The sequence below is a fragment of the Paenibacillus sp. JNU01 genome (genome assembly GCF_059130585.1).
The window spans coordinates 3,600,431-3,616,332 of record NZ_CP169723.1 but is presented as its reverse complement, the minus strand read 5'-3'; the positions used below and the strand labels follow the sequence as shown (position 1 = coordinate 3,616,332).

Genomic DNA, 15,902 nt, shown 5'->3' with positions numbered 1-15,902 from the left:
GCATGCTGGAGATTACGCAAGTAACCAAGCTGTTCAATCCAGGCACAACGGACGAGAAGACTGCGCTCGTTGGTGTGAATCTGACGATGAATCCGGGAGATTTTGTGACGGTCATTGGCAGTAACGGAGCAGGTAAATCGACGTTGATGAACATCATTTCGGGTGTGATGAAGCCGGATATGGGTGATGTGCTAATCAATGATCGTTCCATCAAAAACCTGCCGGAGCATAAACGCAGCAGCTGGATTGGCCGGGTGTTTCAGGACCCGATGGCAGGAACAGCACCACATATGTCCATTGAAGAAAATATGGCGATGGCATACAAGCGTGGCAAAGGACGTGGATTGGGCTTCGGCGTTACCCGTGCCAGACGTGAGATTTTTAACACGCAACTGGAGAAGCTGGGAATCGGACTGGAGAAGCGGCCTAACGCGAAGGTAGGTCTCTTGTCAGGCGGGGAGCGGCAGGCACTCAGCCTGTTGATGGCTACGTTTACCCAGCCGCAGATTCTTCTACTTGATGAGCATACAGCAGCCCTTGACCCCTCGCGTGCCGAACTGATCACGGAACTGACGGAGACACTTGTGCGTGAGATGAGACTTACCACACTGATGGTGACGCACAATATGGAACAGGCCATCCGTCTGGGCAATCGTTTAATCATGATGGATAAAGGCCGCATAATTCTGGATGTCAGCGAAGAGCGCAAGCGTACGTTGACCGTGCCAGAGTTGCTTGGTGAATTCGAGCGGATTAGCGGCAAAAAAATGGCGGATGACCGGGTCGTACTCGGTTAAAACAAGGAAATAACTTGTCCCCAAATAACTATTTCGTACTATAACAAGCTCTTTATTACAGAAACCTTTTGCGTTCTCGCAAAGGGTTTTTGTGGTATGTTGAAAATACGATGAGAAGAATACATAGGAGGAACCAGGCATGTCTTTACAATTGGATGAAGGGACACACACCGTAACCCGGCGTATGGATTCCATTCGCCTGCTGGCGAAGGAATTTGCACTTTTTCATTTTTTATATGAGAACAAGGATAAAGTCTTCACGCGCAGTCAACTGTTGGACCGGGTATGGCCGCTGGAGTATCCGGTTGAACGCACGGTGGATGATCATATCTACCGCCTGCGCAAGAAATTAAAACGTTGGGATGAGATTAGTCTGGATACGGTACGGGGATACGGATATCGGCTTACGGTGCAAGAAAACAAGTCCGTTCTGCCCGCCAGTCCTTCTGCTCAGGACCCGGAAATGCAGGAAGTCATTCACGGATTACTTCGTAAATATCACTTGTTTGGGCAGGGAAATGCCATACAGACTCTGGTTCAACAGCAGGAAGCGCTAGGCATTCAGATTGAGCCGTACTATCAGTTGTATATCCATTTTATACAGGGCGATCTGGAGTGGCTAATTACAACAAAGGAAATTTCTTTTGAAGAGCGTTTATACTGGTTACTTATTTTTGTTCATTCGCTAATTGAACCATCAGAAAGCTTACCCTTATATGAGCAAGCATTGAATTCATCGGCATTATCTGCGGAATTGCTTCGAGAACTCCGCATTTTGAACATCATTGAACTCTATGCAGAGGTAGGTCAATACGAGCGTGCTCGGATGCAACTGGAGGAGACGTATCGTCTGATAGAGACAGACGAGCTCAAGAATTTCAGACTGCCGGTAACCCTTGCAGCGTTATACGTGGAACTGTGGGGTGGTAGCGGTGAAGCTGTTGAGGATCAAATGGCAGTGCTGCGAGCAGGATTGAAGGATGCCCCCTATCTGCGGGAGATCGGACGTTTTCAGGTGATGGAAGGTTTATGGTTACTTCGGCAAGGGCGAGTGCGTGAAGCGGAACTTAGGATGGATGACGGACTGGACGTGTTGAAAATGTCGCTGAATGTGCCGCTATATCTGAATGCTGCATATCAGATCCTCCTGTTCATGGAACAACATCGAATTGAAGGCAGACTGCGCAGGAAATATCGTCAAGTGTACGCAGAGATTGGTAAAAATTATGGTGTTCCCACCTATAAACAACGAATTGTAGATGAAATACGGAAATTTTTATCCCCTATCTCCCCATCCTCTGATCTTCCTCTGATATAACTCTCTTATGATTACAGTCAAGTAACACACAGACCACACACGGCTGTAATCAAGGGAGGAAGTACACGTATGACCGTCATTTCAAATGAACCCACATCCAATGAATCCACCGAACCCTCCAGAAGTTTATGGACCAATCTCCGGTTTGTCCGCATGTTTATTGCCTATTCGCTGGCTACGTTTGGAGACTGGTTTGATGCACTCGCCATCCAGGTGATGGTGGCCTACCGATGGGGTGCCGATCCGCTCATTATCGCCCTTATTCCTGTATGTATGGCCGTACCGGGCATACTGCTGGGCTCCGTTGCAGGTGCACTGGCTGATCGGCTGCACAAAGTGAAAATCATGCTCCTGTGTGATGTAATCACGGTGGGATTAACCATTGCAATTTTATTTGCACCAAGTCCGCTGTGGTTGCTTCCACTGCTTGCCCTGCGGGCCATGATGGGAGTGTTCCATGTTCCCGCCCAGCAGGCGCTAACCCGCCAGGTGGTGGCAGAGGAGCATCTGTTTCAGGCATCGTCCCTAAATGGTTTTGTGAACCAGTGCTCGAAAGTGGCGGGACCGCTACTGGGTGCAGTCATTTTGGCCTTCTTTTCACCACAGATCTGTATATTAATCAATGCTTGTACCCGCCTGCTGTCGGGCGCAGTGTTATGGCCCTTGCGACGGTTGATGGAGAAGCCGGAGCCTGTTGAACCAGACGGAAGTACGGCTGATACAAGGGATATCCCCGAATCGTTGTTTACCCAGTGGCAGCAAGGCTGGCGTTTTATACAGAGCAGTCGCCCCGTACTGAGCACGATGCTGTTCGGCTGTTTTGGACTCATGGCTATCCTGATGATCGATTATCAATTTACGACTCTGTTTCGGGAGATCAAGCCGGGGAATGAATCGCTGTTAGGTTGGTTGGGTTCATCGGGAGGTGCCGGAGCCATAGTCATCATTTTGCTGTTAAATCGTTTGCCGAGAATTGGGTATGGGTGGGGGCTAGGTGGAGGATATCTGTTCATCGGGGCTGGAATTGCTGCATTAGGGTGGATTGGCCCACAAACACCTGAAATTAGGGTCTTAATGTGGGGGTTATGCATTGGGGTAGGCAATGGGCTCTTTATGGTAACACTGAATTATTTGTTGCAAAAGGAAACCCCTCCTGCCTATGTAGGACGTGTCTTCGGCATTCAAAATTCACTATTCAGTGTTGTACTTGTTGTAGCCCCACTTGCAGGTGGAGCGCTCATTCGAGTCGCAGGGCCGAGCCCCACCTTCCAATATATCGGTCTCGCTACGCTGGTGATTGGCCTTGCCGGAATACTCCTACAGCGCATCCTATGGGAGGCGAAGCCGCCGCTCCTATCGGAAGCGAAAGAGACCATTCCGCAGGAATCGGTCTGACTGCTTTCTCGGGTCAACATGTTAAACATTCATTGTATCTACAATAAAACGAACAACCGCTCCCGTATTCTTCCGAAGGCGGTTGTTTGCACGTTGTACTTGTTGTGCATCGTTGAACCAATCAGACTTCCCACCAAGTGAAATAAGCAGTAGAGGCCAACAGTCCACCAACCGAAAGTGATCCGCTGACAGAGAGGTTCATGGCTTGACCTGGAGGAACCACATAACGGCCAAATTCATTGGATTGGAAAGGCCCCGCTTGAAGGGGCATCGCCATCAATGTGGTGGCTCCTGAAGGCGCAGAAGAAGAGAATCGTACGATGGCTGCACTGGTATTGCTGCTGGAAAGATTGCTGTTGACCGCCGTGAGTGTACTGGGAGAGCTTAGCGTTCCGTTCGCGGTCAGACTCATGGAACCGCTGAAGGATGACAACAGATTCAGTGCCACTGTGATTCCACCAGAGAGCCGTGACACATACAGGGTTCTCCCGCTCCCAGCTGGATTGGCTAATTGAACGGTGGCAATCACCGTTCCTCCCAGTAACCCCAGTGTTGTGGAGTTGGTGGAACCTGCATTGTATAGATTGCCGGTACTGCCAGCACTATTCTCCGGAGGAGCAACAATGCCGGGAGAGATATACGTGTTCGTATTGGACGTATAGACAGGCAGATTTAATGGATTAAATACATTATTGTTCGGCACAGTGTGCACCTCCTTTTATAAGCATCATGTTTAGAATTCCCACCAGAAGAGATTAATGGCTGCAGTCTGACTGCCAGTTCCTAAACTAATGGATAGTGATTGTCCCGGTGGAACAAGAATGGAACCGTTTAAATCCAAGAAATACATTCCCGCAGTGAGAGGTATGCTGAGCAAACTTGTGAAAGTCCCCCCAAGCGTGCCGGTATTTTGCCTTGTAGTAACGATGCTGGAATTGGCGTTGCCAAGCAATGTATTGACGGGTGTAGGTGTACTTCCTGCCGTCACCGTGCCCCCGGAATATACGGCCAGTGTGGCTGCAGCCGTTGTACCTCCCGAAAGGCTGGCAATTCGTACTGTTCTGCCACTTCCACTTGCATTCAGGATTTGAAGAAGGAGGTTTTGGCTGGAAGGGATCGATGTATTATTGGTCGTCAGGGCAAAAAAACTGCCTGCCGCAGCCGCACCGGCATCTGCTGAAGCCTCAATACCCGGGGCTGCATAAGTGTTGGTCAGTTGAGTGAACAGGGGCCCATTAGACTGGTTGAATACATTAGAGTTTGTCATCTTGTCCCCCCCTCTGAATAGATGAAACTGGTCTCGCGATACGATTTGTTTCGCATGTCCTCATTACTTGCATTGTATGTATCAACAAGAGAAAGCGTTTGGGAACGGACTGCTAATTCCAAAATAACGGCAGATGCCGTGCCCGTATATCCAATCCGGGCATACGATGCGTAAGCACATTTTTTAAGGGGAAATCGAGATGAGTCGAACAGCGAAGCGAAGCAAGAAGAGAACGAAGCAACCAACCAAATATGCAAGCCGTCGCCGCTCACGTCATTCCTGCCGCGCTAAATTGCTGAAACCCCCTTGTTCCCGGATTACTCGTCCCCGGTTCAAGCAGGGTACTTCCTCACGTACGAAACTCCCTGGTGCTATTCATTGTTTTACAGAGCATACGTATGTCGGAGCCGAAACCAGCAGCAGCATGAATTCCCTCCCGGCACAAGACACCTCATCACTCAGCATGTACACCTATGGCGTTGTGAATCGCGGAAAACATCCGGCTCTGGTACAGATCCAGATCAGCCCCAATGCCTTGGACTATGCTGTGGACAGCCAGGAGGTGGTCGAGGGAGGACAGACCAAAGCGCTGGTACCTTTGCGATTTTTGCATTATACCCGGCTTGCAATTCGATCCGTTGAACCGGATCAACCGACCCGGCTTGATGTTTACTTTCAGGCGCAGCGTATGCCGTAAGGGAGTAGGATTACACAGATTTGACCAGGGAGGAGGACGAGGCACATGCCTAACTTTACGACGTTTAATACGAATCCGGATAATCTGAGGACATTGATTTTCGGCCAGGATAGTACAGGCACAGCCCAGCCTGTCAGAACCGATACAAGCGGGAATGTGGTTGGCATTATTTTGGACGGGACCATTAGTAACATCTCAGGTCTGACTACCGTTACAATTAACGCAGGAACCATCACCAACATTCTGAACGGAACCATTACGAGTGTACTTGGAGCGACGATCACGGCAGGTACGATCAACAGTGTGCTGGGAGCCACCGTAACCGCAGGTACATTAACGAATTTGCTCAATGGTACAATCACAAGTGTATTGGGAGCGACGATCACGGCCGGAACGATTACGAGTGTGCTTGGAGCGACTGTAACTGCGGGAACATTGACGAACCTGCTAAATGGTACAATCACAAGTGTACTGGGAGCAACGATTACGGCAGGAACGATTACGAGTGTGCTCGGAGCGACTGTAACTGCAGGGACACTCACCAACTTGCTTGATGGTACACTTACCAGTGTGCTCGGAGCCACGGTGACAGCGGGAACGCTGACAAACTTGCTGAATGGTACAATCACAAGTGTACTGGGAGCGACGATTACGGCCGGGACAATCACGAGTGTGCTCGGAGCGACTCTAACCGCCGGAACATTGACGAACCTGCTAAATGGTACAATCACAAGTGTACTAGGAGCAACGATTACGGCCGGAACCATTACCAGCGTGCTTGGGGCAACCGTAACAGCAGGGACACTCACCAACTTGCTGAATGGTACAATCACAAGTGTACTGGGAGCAACGATCACGGCTGGAACAATCACGAGCGTGCTTGGAGCGACGATTACGGCGGGGACCATTACAGGTATACTGGGAGCAACGATCACCGCAGGAACACTAACGAACTTATTGAACGGAACGATCACGAGTGTACTCGGAGCAACGGTAACAGCGGGAACATTAACGAACTTGTTGAATGGTACGATTACGAGTGTGCTTGGAGCAACGATCACGGCAGGAACGCTTACGAACTTATTGAATGGAACCATTACAAGTGTCCTTGGTGCAACCGTAACAGCAGGTACGTTGACGAACTTGCTAAATGGTACGATTACGAGCGTGCTCGGTGCTACGATTACGGCAGGGACGCTCAGCAGTGTGACGTCCATTTCACAAAAGAGTTTTCAGGAGTCACAGATCATAAGCACACCTACAGCAAACACCTTCACCGCGCTTCCAGCGGTTACGACCAGTGTATTTGGCACGTATTCTTTCTTTGTATATAACCGGGGGCCGGGTGTAAACCGGGTGGATGCTCTGGTTGAGATCAGTGCCAACGGAACGAACTGGTACACGGATGTGACCACTGTGACTGGCATTTTGTCCGGATCAGTAGATGTACTCGTACCACAGCGTTTTCTCAAATACACACGTCTTTCCTACCGCTCCAGCCTCATTGGTGCACCAAGCACGATTGATGTGTTCTTCAATGGACAAGGCACATAACCCATTTATATTTCATATAGGTACATGGAGTTCCTTTGGTGGACTTCATGTACTTTTTTTGTATTGGAGGTGGTCGCATTTGAAGAACCGTTTGCTTGGAATCCATATGATTGTTCAAAATGAAGAACATCACCTGCCCCGCTGTCTCGACAGTTTGAAGCCTTTCGGCATGGAATGTTTTATCACGGATACGGGTTCCTCTGATCGCACACCCGAAATCGGCAAAACGTACGGAGCAACGGTGTTGCACGCCGACTGGCAAGATGACTTTGCCCAAGCACGAAATATCAGTCTGCCTCTGGCAGGTACAGAATGGGTTCTGTGTCTGGATGCCGATGAGTACGTCAGCCAGGGATTGGAAGAACTGCTGAAATATTTGCCCAAAGTCCATAGAAGCATTTCAAGATTACGAATTACCATAGAGAATCGATACGGTGATGGGGCGGAAGAGCGGGTAATCTGCCAACCAGTGAGACTATTCCGTGCTCATCAGGGGTATCAATATGTCGGACGCGTCCATGAGCAGTTGGTACGCAGTAGCTCATGCAGATTTGGCCAGGATGGGGCCGCTGATATGAATGACAGCAAGATCGCTACACAGGATGAAGAACATTTATTGATGGAGTCGGAACCACTTGCGCCGTTATGTCTGATTCATGATGGATATCTGGCCTCCAAAATTGCGAAGGAACATAAACCAAGACGTAATTTAAAGCTGATTGAACGGGAACTCGCAGATGAGCCTGCACAGCCTTTTCACCTGTACAATCTGGGAGTAACGTATTGCCAGCTTGGTCAGATCAAACAGGCAATTGAAGCGTTCCGTGAATCATTACGTCTCACAGAGCTACTTGCGCCATATCGCCCTACACTGGTTAAAGATTATGCTAAGACCCTTGTAGGAACGGAACGTTATGATGAGGCACATGCAATTCTGGCTGTGGAAAGACAGCGTTATCCAGCCTATGCCGATCTGCACCTGTTGTATGGGGAGACGTTGGAGCACCAAGGTTTGGAGGAACGTGCATACCAATCCTACGTCCGAGCAACCGAATGTCGGGAGGGACTGCAAGGTAATGAACAGAGTAATGGAGGCGGCGCATTAGACTCGCCATATGTAACGGAAGCAGGTTCCGACAGCTACAGAGCTTATTCCGCAATGGCAAGACTTGCACAGAAACGAGGATTTCTAAAGGAGTCTGCACATCTGTATGAATTGGCATTGGACAGCATGTTTGCGTATGCCCCGGCGTGGGCTGGGTTGGCAAATGTATTGCAGCAATCCGGAGAAACAGATGAGAGCATAACAGAAACATTACTCGCCAGATGCATGGGAATTGAGGAGCCGAGTCAAGGCAAATCGATTGGTGGTGAGATGCCTCATTCATATGCAGTGATGCATGAGGATCATCTGGTGCAAGTGATTTATGTTCTGGCAGGCTGCGGAGCATATGAGCAGGCATTGAAAATGCTGGATACAGATGCGCGTACTGCTCGTATCCATATAGCGGAACGTATACATTGGATGTTGTGTGCGAATAAGATATCCGAAGCACTGCAATTGGCGGAAGAGCACTGGGGCACGGAATGTGTGAGTGAATTCAACATGCCGGCTGAGCACAGAATGGATTGGGCACTGGCTTGTTGGGCTAATGGATTACGATTAAGCGATACATTCCTCGCAACCTCGCCTCCACAGGAAAAAAACATTTGGAAGGTCATGGATCGAGTATTAACTCAGCTGTCCAAAGAGCCGCGAAGCGTTGTACCAGTGCCACAAGAACAGAAGCTTATGCAATGGGGTTCGCAGGCAGAGATAATCGCAGAGAAGGTTGTAGAGCAGGCGTTATATACGGGACAGCTTACGCTTGCCGAGCAACTGCATAAGCTGCGGGCAATGATGGTGAGGGAGCATTGGGGAACTGCTGTAACTTTACGGAGGGAGTTTGCAAGTCTGTTATATCGTCAGGGGTATACCATAGCAGCCGCGAACATCCTGATTCAGTGTATGACCGAGAATGAACTCGATGCCGAAGGATTATTCTGGCTGGGTGAAACGCTGTATGCCAAAGGATACGATGAACAGGCGTTGTCTCTGTTCGAACAGGCACTGGAGCGGGAACCTGCTCACCGACAAGCCCGGGCTGGAGCAGCTGTATGTTACATGCGTTTGGCCTTGAAGGCGATTCGGCAGGAGTTGGTTCGTTCCCCGTCTGCCGAGATGCTCATTGCACAGCATACTGCGTTGGAACAAAGATTACGTACGGCCGAGGGCATTCCCTGGCGTACGATTTTCCATGCAAAGGAAAGGAGGAATCAGCTTGCGAGCGGAACGAATTTCCTTATGCATGATCGTGAAGGATGAGGAAGAGTTACTGCCTCATTGTCTTGCCAGTGTCCAGGGAGCGGTGGATGAAGTGATCGTAGTGGACACCGGTTCGTCGGATCGTAGCGCAGAGATTGCGCGTCAGTATGGCGCGATGGTGGTGCCATTTGAGTGGTGCGATGACTTTGCCGCAGCACGGAATGCTGGCCTGGAGCAGGCTTCCGGCGACTGGATTCTTTTCCTTGATGCGGACGAGGCGCTCGATAGTGCTGCGCGGGAGCAGATCAGAAGCTGGACGGCGGTCAGCGGATGTGACGGATTGTTTTTAAACATTCATAACTATACAGGTACAGGTCAGCAGGGGGCTACTGTGAATCCGGTGCTGCGTCTCTTCCGCAATGCTCCGGGTCATCGGTTTGAAGGTCGAATTCATGAGCAGATTGCGGCGGCGATCTGTCGGGTTAACCCTGAAGCTGCATTTCATGTAACGGACATGATCATCCATCATTATGGGTATCAGACGGCAATTGTGGAGCGCAAAGATAAGGTGAACCGCAATGTTCGCCTGCTGGAACAGGCAGTGGAAGAAGAACCGGATCAGCCGTTCCATCACTATAATCTGGGGGTCGAGTATCTGCGTGTAGGGGAAGCGGAGCGGGCATTGGAGACGTTTGGTGTGGCTCGGATGGGGATTGATCCTGCGGTGACCAGTTACGCGCATCTGCTGTTCAAATATGAAGTTCGTTGTCTCCAGCATCTGAATCGCTGGCAGGAAGCCTTGGATCGCATTGATGCTGCGCTTGAACTCTTCCCAGAGTACACGGATCTCATGCACCATCGCGGGGTATGTGCAGACGCATTGGGGGATAGAGATCGGGCAGAGTATGCGCTACGTGAAGCTATTCGCATGGGTCCGCCTCCCCCCATATACCATACGGAAGAAGGCATCGGAACCTATCAGACGTGGTATACGTTAGGGCGATTACTGGAAGGAAGGGCCGATCTGGAGGGTGCAGTGGATGCTTACGTGGAAGCGGTGCGCGCCAAATCCAGTCTGCTGCCGCCACTCTATCGGATATTCCGTATTATGCGAGTTTCTGGTCAGGAACATCAGATTCCAGAGCTGGTGAGGGAGCGTTTTGCACTCAGTTCAGAAGAGGCTATACACAAAGTATTGGGCATTTTGGAGCAATCCCGTTGTTATGATGCGGCCCTGCAATTATTACCTGGTGTGTCTTCACAATCCAACGGAGAAATGAGGGAGCGTTTATCCGTAGCGGAGGCGATGCTCCAAATCCAGCAAGGCAGATGGAACAAGGCGCGTCTGAAACTGGAACCTGTGAGGCGCAAAAAAGGGTTGCTTGCCGCCTCATCTGCCCGATGGCTCGAACGTTTGGAGTGGATCGAGGGGAAGGAAGTTAGCGGAGATGATCCATTAACGTTATGGTTGAAGCGTAGTTCGCATATGGGTGAAGCAGTAACTAACAATGAAGAAATTGCTGTACAGACAGGGCGAACCTTGGGTCTGAGAGCGACAACGAAGAAGGACGTGGACTCCAGCATGGACGGAACAGTTGCAGGAGCAGAGTATGATGGCTGGCAGGCCCTTGGACTGATGATGGAAGGGTGTGTACAGTCAGGACGATGGAAAGAGCTGCATAGCCTGATTCAGATGTGCCAACAGCAATTGTCCGGAGAAGGGGTATCGTCAGAAGAGAGCGCTCGTGTAGGAGAGAAGGAGAAAGAGGAAAGGAAGAGGAGCGAGAAGGAGATGGGTAGAGGAAAAGGGGAAGAAAAGGGGCCATTCCCTGGATCTTTGGATACGCTGATGGGAACCAGTTGGCTGGTGAAAGGATTGGTCAGCGCTGCGGATCATCATCTGGAGGTATTCGCACAGCCTGCAGATGGACAGCGGCATCGTTGTTGGCCTGTCGTTCAGCATATTCGGCTGGAGTTACCGGGAGCGGACGGGTTTGAGAGCTGAAGGGATCAGGTAGGTGAGGGGTGGTGGAGAATGTGGGGTCGGAGATTAGCTTGTGCATGATCGTGAAGGATGAAGCGAGGTCACTCCAGCGGTGCTTGAATGCAGTCAGGGATGTTGTGGATGAGATCATCGTTGTGGACACAGGCTCGGTAGATGATACACCTGAAATTGCACGTCTCCATGGTGCCGTTGTCATCCACTCGGAATGGAAGGGTGACTTCAGTAAAGCCCGTAATCTGTCGCTGGCCGCAGCTACGAAACCGTGGATTCTGGTGCTTGATGCAGATGAGGTATGGGTACAGACCAAGCAGATGAAGGCAGAACTCGTGCAGTTGTTAGCAGCAAGCAGAGACGACGTATGGGGATATTGGATACAGGTCACGAGTCTGCTGGGTGTGTCCGGTGAAGAGCGCGTGACGGATGCGGTATGTCGATTGTTCCGTAATGATTCCCGAATTGCTTTTCAGGGCAAAATTCACGAAGAGATTGCTTTTTCGATCATGGCACTCGCTCCGCAAGGCGTACTTCATTCTGGACTTGAGGTCATGCATTACGGATATCTGGAGCAGGTGATCAATGCCAAAAATAAAGGTGCACGCAACATGCAGTTGATCCGTTCCGCGTTGAATCAGGAGGGAAATCAACCGGAGCTGTTATATGCTCTGGCTGCCGAATGGTTTCAGCAAGCGAAGTATGATGAAGCACTCCGGTTGTTACAGCCCTTATTGGCGCAGCTTATGCCGGATTGTGGATATCACTCGGATCTGGTGCTGAAAACGGCTTACGCCTGGCGAGAGATTGGCAGCCCGGAACGGGCGTTTGCTGTGGTGGAAGCGTGGACGCCGGTGTATGAGGATTTTCCGGATTTGTTGGAACTTGGTGCTGTACTTGAACTGGATCAAGGGAGAGAGGACTTGGCCCTGGACTGGTTAAAACAGGCTAAAATGGCTGCTTCCACAGCCAACAGGTATACATCTGTCTCTGGTGCTGGAACCTACCGCAGCCTGACGCTGGAAGGCATGGCACATGAGCGGGCTGGCCGCTGGGCAGAGGCAGAAACCGCATACACGGCGGCGCTGGACGTGCAACCCGGCAGCTTGCCTGCATGGCAGCGGCTGTTGTTGCTGGCCGCTGCCACTGGGCGGCCACACGCAATCGCAGGCGTAGCCGCCCGGGTAAGCTTGCCGCCTGCGGCATGGCAAGCACTGATCGCGGCCGCGCTGGCTGCGCATCGGCCGGAGTGGCTGCTGCGCCATGCGGCGGCGCTTGCGGGCCCGCTGCGGGCACAGCCGCTGGCCGCCGTGCTTGCGCTCGCCCAGCTGGGCGAGGACGCTGCCGCTCGGGCGGCTTTGCAGCCCTGGGCGGTGCATGCGCAGCACGGGCCAGAGGCGGCCCTGGCGCTGTGGGCGCTAGGCCACAAGCAGCCCGGCAGGCGCAACGCCCGAGCGGCGGCTCGCCAGCGGGCTGCGCTGCCCGCAGCGGCCCACGCCGCCGAGGCGCTGCTGCAGCGCGGGGCCAGGGCTCGCAGCTGCGGCATGGCGTCTAGCCCGCCCGGCGATGCAACGCCCGGCGGCTCTGCCGCGCCTGCGGCTGGCGTGCTCGCAGCGGCGCAAGCGCTCGCCGGCGTGGGCGCCTGGGCCGCATGGCTGCGCCTGCTGCAAGCCCTGCCGCCCCGCGGCGCGCTGGCGTTGCTCGCAGCGCTTCCGCCTGCGGCACGCTGCGGGTTGCTGCGCGCACCCGCGGGCGTCCGCGAAGGGCTGCTTGCGCTATGCGGCACGCCTGACGGCGCGCAGCAGCCCCGCGCGGACGCGGTGCCCACCCCGGAGCGCGTCGCTCACGCACTCCTTGCGGGCACGCTCGCGCTGCTCGCCGGGCGGCAGAACCTGGCACGTGAATGGGCCGAATCGGCCCAACTCACTGCGCGGCAATCTGCCGCCACAGGTCGCCCGGCGACGACCATTCCGCCGGGCCTGCACATCCTGCTGCGCCTGACAGCACCCGGCGCAGCCTCTGCCGATGCGTATACCAACCAGTGCAACATGTTACTGGTACACCTATAATTTCACTTATCACTTATCACTTATCACTTATCACTTATCACTTATCACTTATCTCTCATCTCTCATCTCTCATCTCTTATCTTTATCTTTATCTTTATCTCTTATCTCTAAGCATCTAACTTCTAATTTTAATTTCTAATCCATAGTCCCTAAATCCCAGTCCCATTCCCCAATGTGTAACCACGATCTGTTTCTCAATCCATCTCCAATTGAAAGTGCAAAAGCAACGGAGCTACCGGTCTTGGGAGCATTCCCCGAACCGTGCATGGTTCCGTTGCCAATAGATCGGTGCCTTAACCTTTGCATATCACCGCTCGAAAACAGCGAATCGGCGCGCCGTACATGTCAGACCAGATCGCATCGTCCGGCTCTTCCACATTCAGCTTATCCTTAATGTTTAGTCCGGTAACGGCCATGATTGTTTCCAGCAGATCAGGGCGCATTTCGGGTACATCGAAGGTAGCGATCAGCTGTCCGTTTGGCTTCAGCACGCGGGCGAACTCACGAAACGCTCGCAGCATTGTGCCCGTATCCAGATGCTCCAGGACAGAGATACAGAACACCCGATCAAATTTACCCGACTCGTACGGAAGCTGGGCCAGATTGGCCTTTGCACGGTGCAATCGGACGAGCGTGGATTCCGGCAGATCCTGAGCGGCCAGCTCGCCAAAATCAGAAGCGATATCCAGTCGTATCGCCTCTTCAGACAAAATGCGTTCATCCCAATCACAGGCGTGAACCTCGCGGCAGTGTTCGGCAAGCCAGAATTTGAACGGATGGGAGATGCCGCAGGCTGCATCAAGGACCACATCGTCTGGACGTGCAAACCGCCGGGCCCATTCATATTCGTAGGGACGGCTCCACCATGCCGGATGCAGGGGGAAGACCAATGTGTCCGTTTTAGGGTCACTTTGCCTAATGTATCTTGATTCCATGAATTCCGTTGCCTTGGGCGTATCCATCATCCCCGAATTCCCTCCTTTAATCCTGTCTCTGCCAAAAAAGATTCCAACACCGTGCTCCACCGGCTCCGCCACTTGGCGAGATCATAGGACAGTGCAGTCTCGCGCGCATAGATTCCCAGTCGTTCCCGCTCGGCCCGATCCTGTACTAGACGTACCAGGGCGGCGGTTAATTCCTGCTCGCCAGGAGGTACCAAAAGCCCGTTAAAACCATCCTGAATCAGATCATTCAATCCGCCGACATTGGAGGCAATCACCGGAAGTCCACAGCTCATCGCTTCCAGACAGGCATAGGAGGTACCTTCCGAGAACACGGTTGGAATTACGGCAATATCTGCCTGATGGTAGGCCTCCCGAATGTCCCGGAAATCATACGTACGCTGGGTAATCCGCTCCGCATGTGGATGAGTACGATGCCAATAACGAAAGGCTCTCCCGACCGTACTGCCTTCAACCAGTTCCCCGGCAAATTCAATCTCCAGATCCGGAAAAGCCCCCAGCAGCTTATCTGCTGCCAGCATCATGGGAATAATGCCCCGTTCCATGCTGATGCGACGCGGATATATAATGCGAATTGGGCGGGGAGAGGTCAAGCGGACATCCATAGTTTTCTGTTCAACCTGTTCCTGAATCGGAACATTAACCTGATATTCAGCATCTGCTGATATTACAATATCCGTAGCCCAATCCGTTGAATTCAGGTGGTGACGAGCAACCGTAGACGATCCGCCGACTACCTCGGCTTTTTCCAGCTTTGATAACTCCAAATGGTGACCTACCGCTCCCTTCTCATCTCGTTCTTGATCGCTATCTGTATCCCCACCTCCATCTCCGTTAGCCTTCCCACTGTATGCTCCATCACCACTCGGTCCAACCTTGCTTTCCACAGCTTTCATCCCGGATATAACTGCACCGGCATTCTCCTCATGACTCGCCAGATCGGTCTTCCATGCGGCAAGCCATTCGTCTTCCTGTTCCTGCTCGAAGGTCCGTGTTGGCGGGGCAGGTGTGAAATAGGACGTATCCACTGCATTGGGAATCAGGACAACCTGCCTTGGATCGGTATAGGTGCACGCAGCCCGGCAAAAGGTCTGGAAATGGGAATCCACGGATACAATGCGCACGAGTCCATCCAGAGCGAGTTGAATATGTTCCGCCACTTGTTGTTTGGTCTCCAGTGGCAGTCCGGGACGATCCCAGTTAATGCCGTGACAGATGCCAAGACTGCCCGGTTTGTAGGTGATGGGCTGCCACAGACAGCTTGCATAGATCACTGGGCCGCGTGCCGCGGCTGCCATTCGATCAAAGGCTTCCGGTACATTATCCATGTCGTACGAATAACCGAATACGTCAATCTGCTCCGTCCGAGTCTGGAATGCTTCAAAATAGGACAGTTGATGAACCTCGGGAATATGTCCGAGTCCGCGGATGACACTGCACAGATCCAGGATATACCGCTCCAGCCCACCACCGAATACCCGACCAAATTCCCGGTTATACCCGTCGGTGAAGCTATGTGTCAGAATACTCACCACGCCCATC

Annotated in this window: 12 protein-coding genes; 8 read left to right on the top strand and 4 right to left on the bottom strand. The window is 52.2% G+C overall.

Features of this window, described 5'->3' with window-relative positions; translation table 11 throughout:
• Nucleotides 1–2: 2 nt before the first annotated feature.
• From NLBNIHML_RS15690 to NLBNIHML_RS15680, 3 genes are all read left to right on the top strand, one after another.
• Nucleotides 3–797: an ABC transporter ATP-binding protein gene (locus tag NLBNIHML_RS15690; RefSeq protein ID WP_036606660.1), complete on the top strand. Its 795-nt coding sequence runs from the start codon at nt 3–5 to the stop codon at nt 795–797.
• Nucleotides 798–936: 139 nt separating this feature from the next.
• A complete protein-coding gene (locus NLBNIHML_RS15685) occupies nt 937–2,115 on the top strand; it encodes a winged helix-turn-helix domain-containing protein (protein ID WP_494352255.1) in 1,179 nt (392 codons plus the stop codon).
• 69 nt (nt 2,116–2,184) lie between these two features.
• Nucleotides 2,185–3,510 carry an MFS transporter gene (locus NLBNIHML_RS15680; RefSeq protein WP_494352254.1) on the top strand — a complete coding sequence of 442 codons (1,326 nt, stop codon included), beginning with the start codon at nt 2,185–2,187 and terminating at the stop codon, nt 3,508–3,510.
• A 121-nt stretch (nt 3,511–3,631) separates the two neighbouring features.
• On the opposite strand, the gene NLBNIHML_RS15675 is transcribed toward NLBNIHML_RS15680, so the two are convergent.
• Complete coding sequence (locus NLBNIHML_RS15675) at nt 3,632–4,213, bottom strand: hypothetical protein (RefSeq protein ID WP_494352253.1); 582 nt, start codon at nt 4,211–4,213, stop codon at nt 3,632–3,634.
• A 30-nt stretch (nt 4,214–4,243) separates the two neighbouring features.
• A complete protein-coding gene (locus NLBNIHML_RS15670) occupies nt 4,244–4,777 on the bottom strand; it encodes a hypothetical protein (RefSeq protein ID WP_339238558.1) in 534 nt (177 codons plus the stop codon).
• Between the two features lie 199 nt (nt 4,778–4,976).
• On the opposite strand from NLBNIHML_RS15670, the gene NLBNIHML_RS15665 reads away from it, so the two are divergent.
• From NLBNIHML_RS15665 to NLBNIHML_RS15645, 5 genes are all read left to right on the top strand, one after another.
• Complete coding sequence (locus tag NLBNIHML_RS15665) at nt 4,977–5,474, top strand: DUF6385 domain-containing protein (RefSeq protein WP_339238556.1); 498 nt, start codon at nt 4,977–4,979, stop codon at nt 5,472–5,474.
• 45 nt (nt 5,475–5,519) lie between these two features.
• Nucleotides 5,520–7,028: a DUF6385 domain-containing protein gene (locus tag NLBNIHML_RS15660; RefSeq protein WP_494352252.1), complete on the top strand. Its 1,509-nt coding sequence runs from the start codon at nt 5,520–5,522 to the stop codon at nt 7,026–7,028.
• A gap of 79 nt (nt 7,029–7,107) precedes the next feature.
• Complete coding sequence (locus NLBNIHML_RS15655) at nt 7,108–9,393, top strand: glycosyltransferase (RefSeq protein ID WP_494352251.1); 2,286 nt, start codon at nt 7,108–7,110, stop codon at nt 9,391–9,393.
• Nucleotides 9,350–11,338 carry a glycosyltransferase gene (locus NLBNIHML_RS15650; RefSeq protein WP_494352250.1) on the top strand — a complete coding sequence of 663 codons (1,989 nt, stop codon included), beginning with the start codon at nt 9,350–9,352 and terminating at the stop codon, nt 11,336–11,338. Before NLBNIHML_RS15655 ends, NLBNIHML_RS15650 begins: the two co-directional genes overlap by 44 nt.
• A 56-nt stretch (nt 11,339–11,394) precedes the next feature.
• Nucleotides 11,395–13,398, top strand: a complete 2,004-nt coding sequence (locus tag NLBNIHML_RS15645) for a glycosyltransferase (RefSeq protein ID WP_494352249.1) — start codon at nt 11,395–11,397, stop codon at nt 13,396–13,398.
• A 293-nt stretch (nt 13,399–13,691) separates the two neighbouring features.
• On the opposite strand, the gene NLBNIHML_RS15640 is transcribed toward NLBNIHML_RS15645, so the two are convergent.
• Both NLBNIHML_RS15640 and NLBNIHML_RS15635 read right to left on the bottom strand, forming a co-directional pair.
• Nucleotides 13,692–14,363 (bottom strand): class I SAM-dependent methyltransferase, encoded by a 672-nt coding sequence (locus tag NLBNIHML_RS15640; protein WP_339238546.1) that lies wholly within the window; start codon nt 14,361–14,363, stop codon nt 13,692–13,694.
• Complete coding sequence (locus tag NLBNIHML_RS15635; protein ID WP_494352248.1) at nt 14,360–15,901, bottom strand: glycosyltransferase family 4 protein; 1,542 nt, start codon at nt 15,899–15,901, stop codon at nt 14,360–14,362. The genes NLBNIHML_RS15640 and NLBNIHML_RS15635 overlap by 4 nt, the downstream gene beginning before the upstream one ends.
• Nucleotide 15,902: the final 1 nt, after the last annotated feature.

Bases quoted from the DNA above. Each gene is read 5' to 3' on its own strand.
- NLBNIHML_RS15690 (WP_036606660.1), top strand. From the start codon at position 3: ATGCTGGAGATTACGCAAGTAACCAAGCTGTTCAATCCAGGCACAACG.
- NLBNIHML_RS15685 (WP_494352255.1), top strand. From the start codon at position 937: ATGTCTTTACAATTGGATGAAGGGACACACACCGTAACCCGGCGTATG.
- NLBNIHML_RS15680 (WP_494352254.1), top strand. From the start codon at position 2,185: ATGACCGTCATTTCAAATGAACCCACATCCAATGAATCCACCGAACCC.
- NLBNIHML_RS15670 (WP_339238558.1), bottom strand. From the start codon at position 4,777: ATGACAAACTCTAATGTATTCAACCAGTCTAATGGGCCCCTGTTCACT.
- NLBNIHML_RS15665 (WP_339238556.1), top strand. From the start codon at position 4,977: ATGAGTCGAACAGCGAAGCGAAGCAAGAAGAGAACGAAGCAACCAACC.
- NLBNIHML_RS15660 (WP_494352252.1), top strand. From the start codon at position 5,520: ATGCCTAACTTTACGACGTTTAATACGAATCCGGATAATCTGAGGACA.
- NLBNIHML_RS15645 (WP_494352249.1), top strand. From the start codon at position 11,395: ATGATCGTGAAGGATGAAGCGAGGTCACTCCAGCGGTGCTTGAATGCA.
- NLBNIHML_RS15640 (WP_339238546.1), bottom strand. From the start codon at position 14,363: ATGATGGATACGCCCAAGGCAACGGAATTCATGGAATCAAGATACATT.
- NLBNIHML_RS15635 (WP_494352248.1), bottom strand. From the start codon at position 15,901: ATGGGCGTGGTGAGTATTCTGACACATAGCTTCACCGACGGGTATAAC.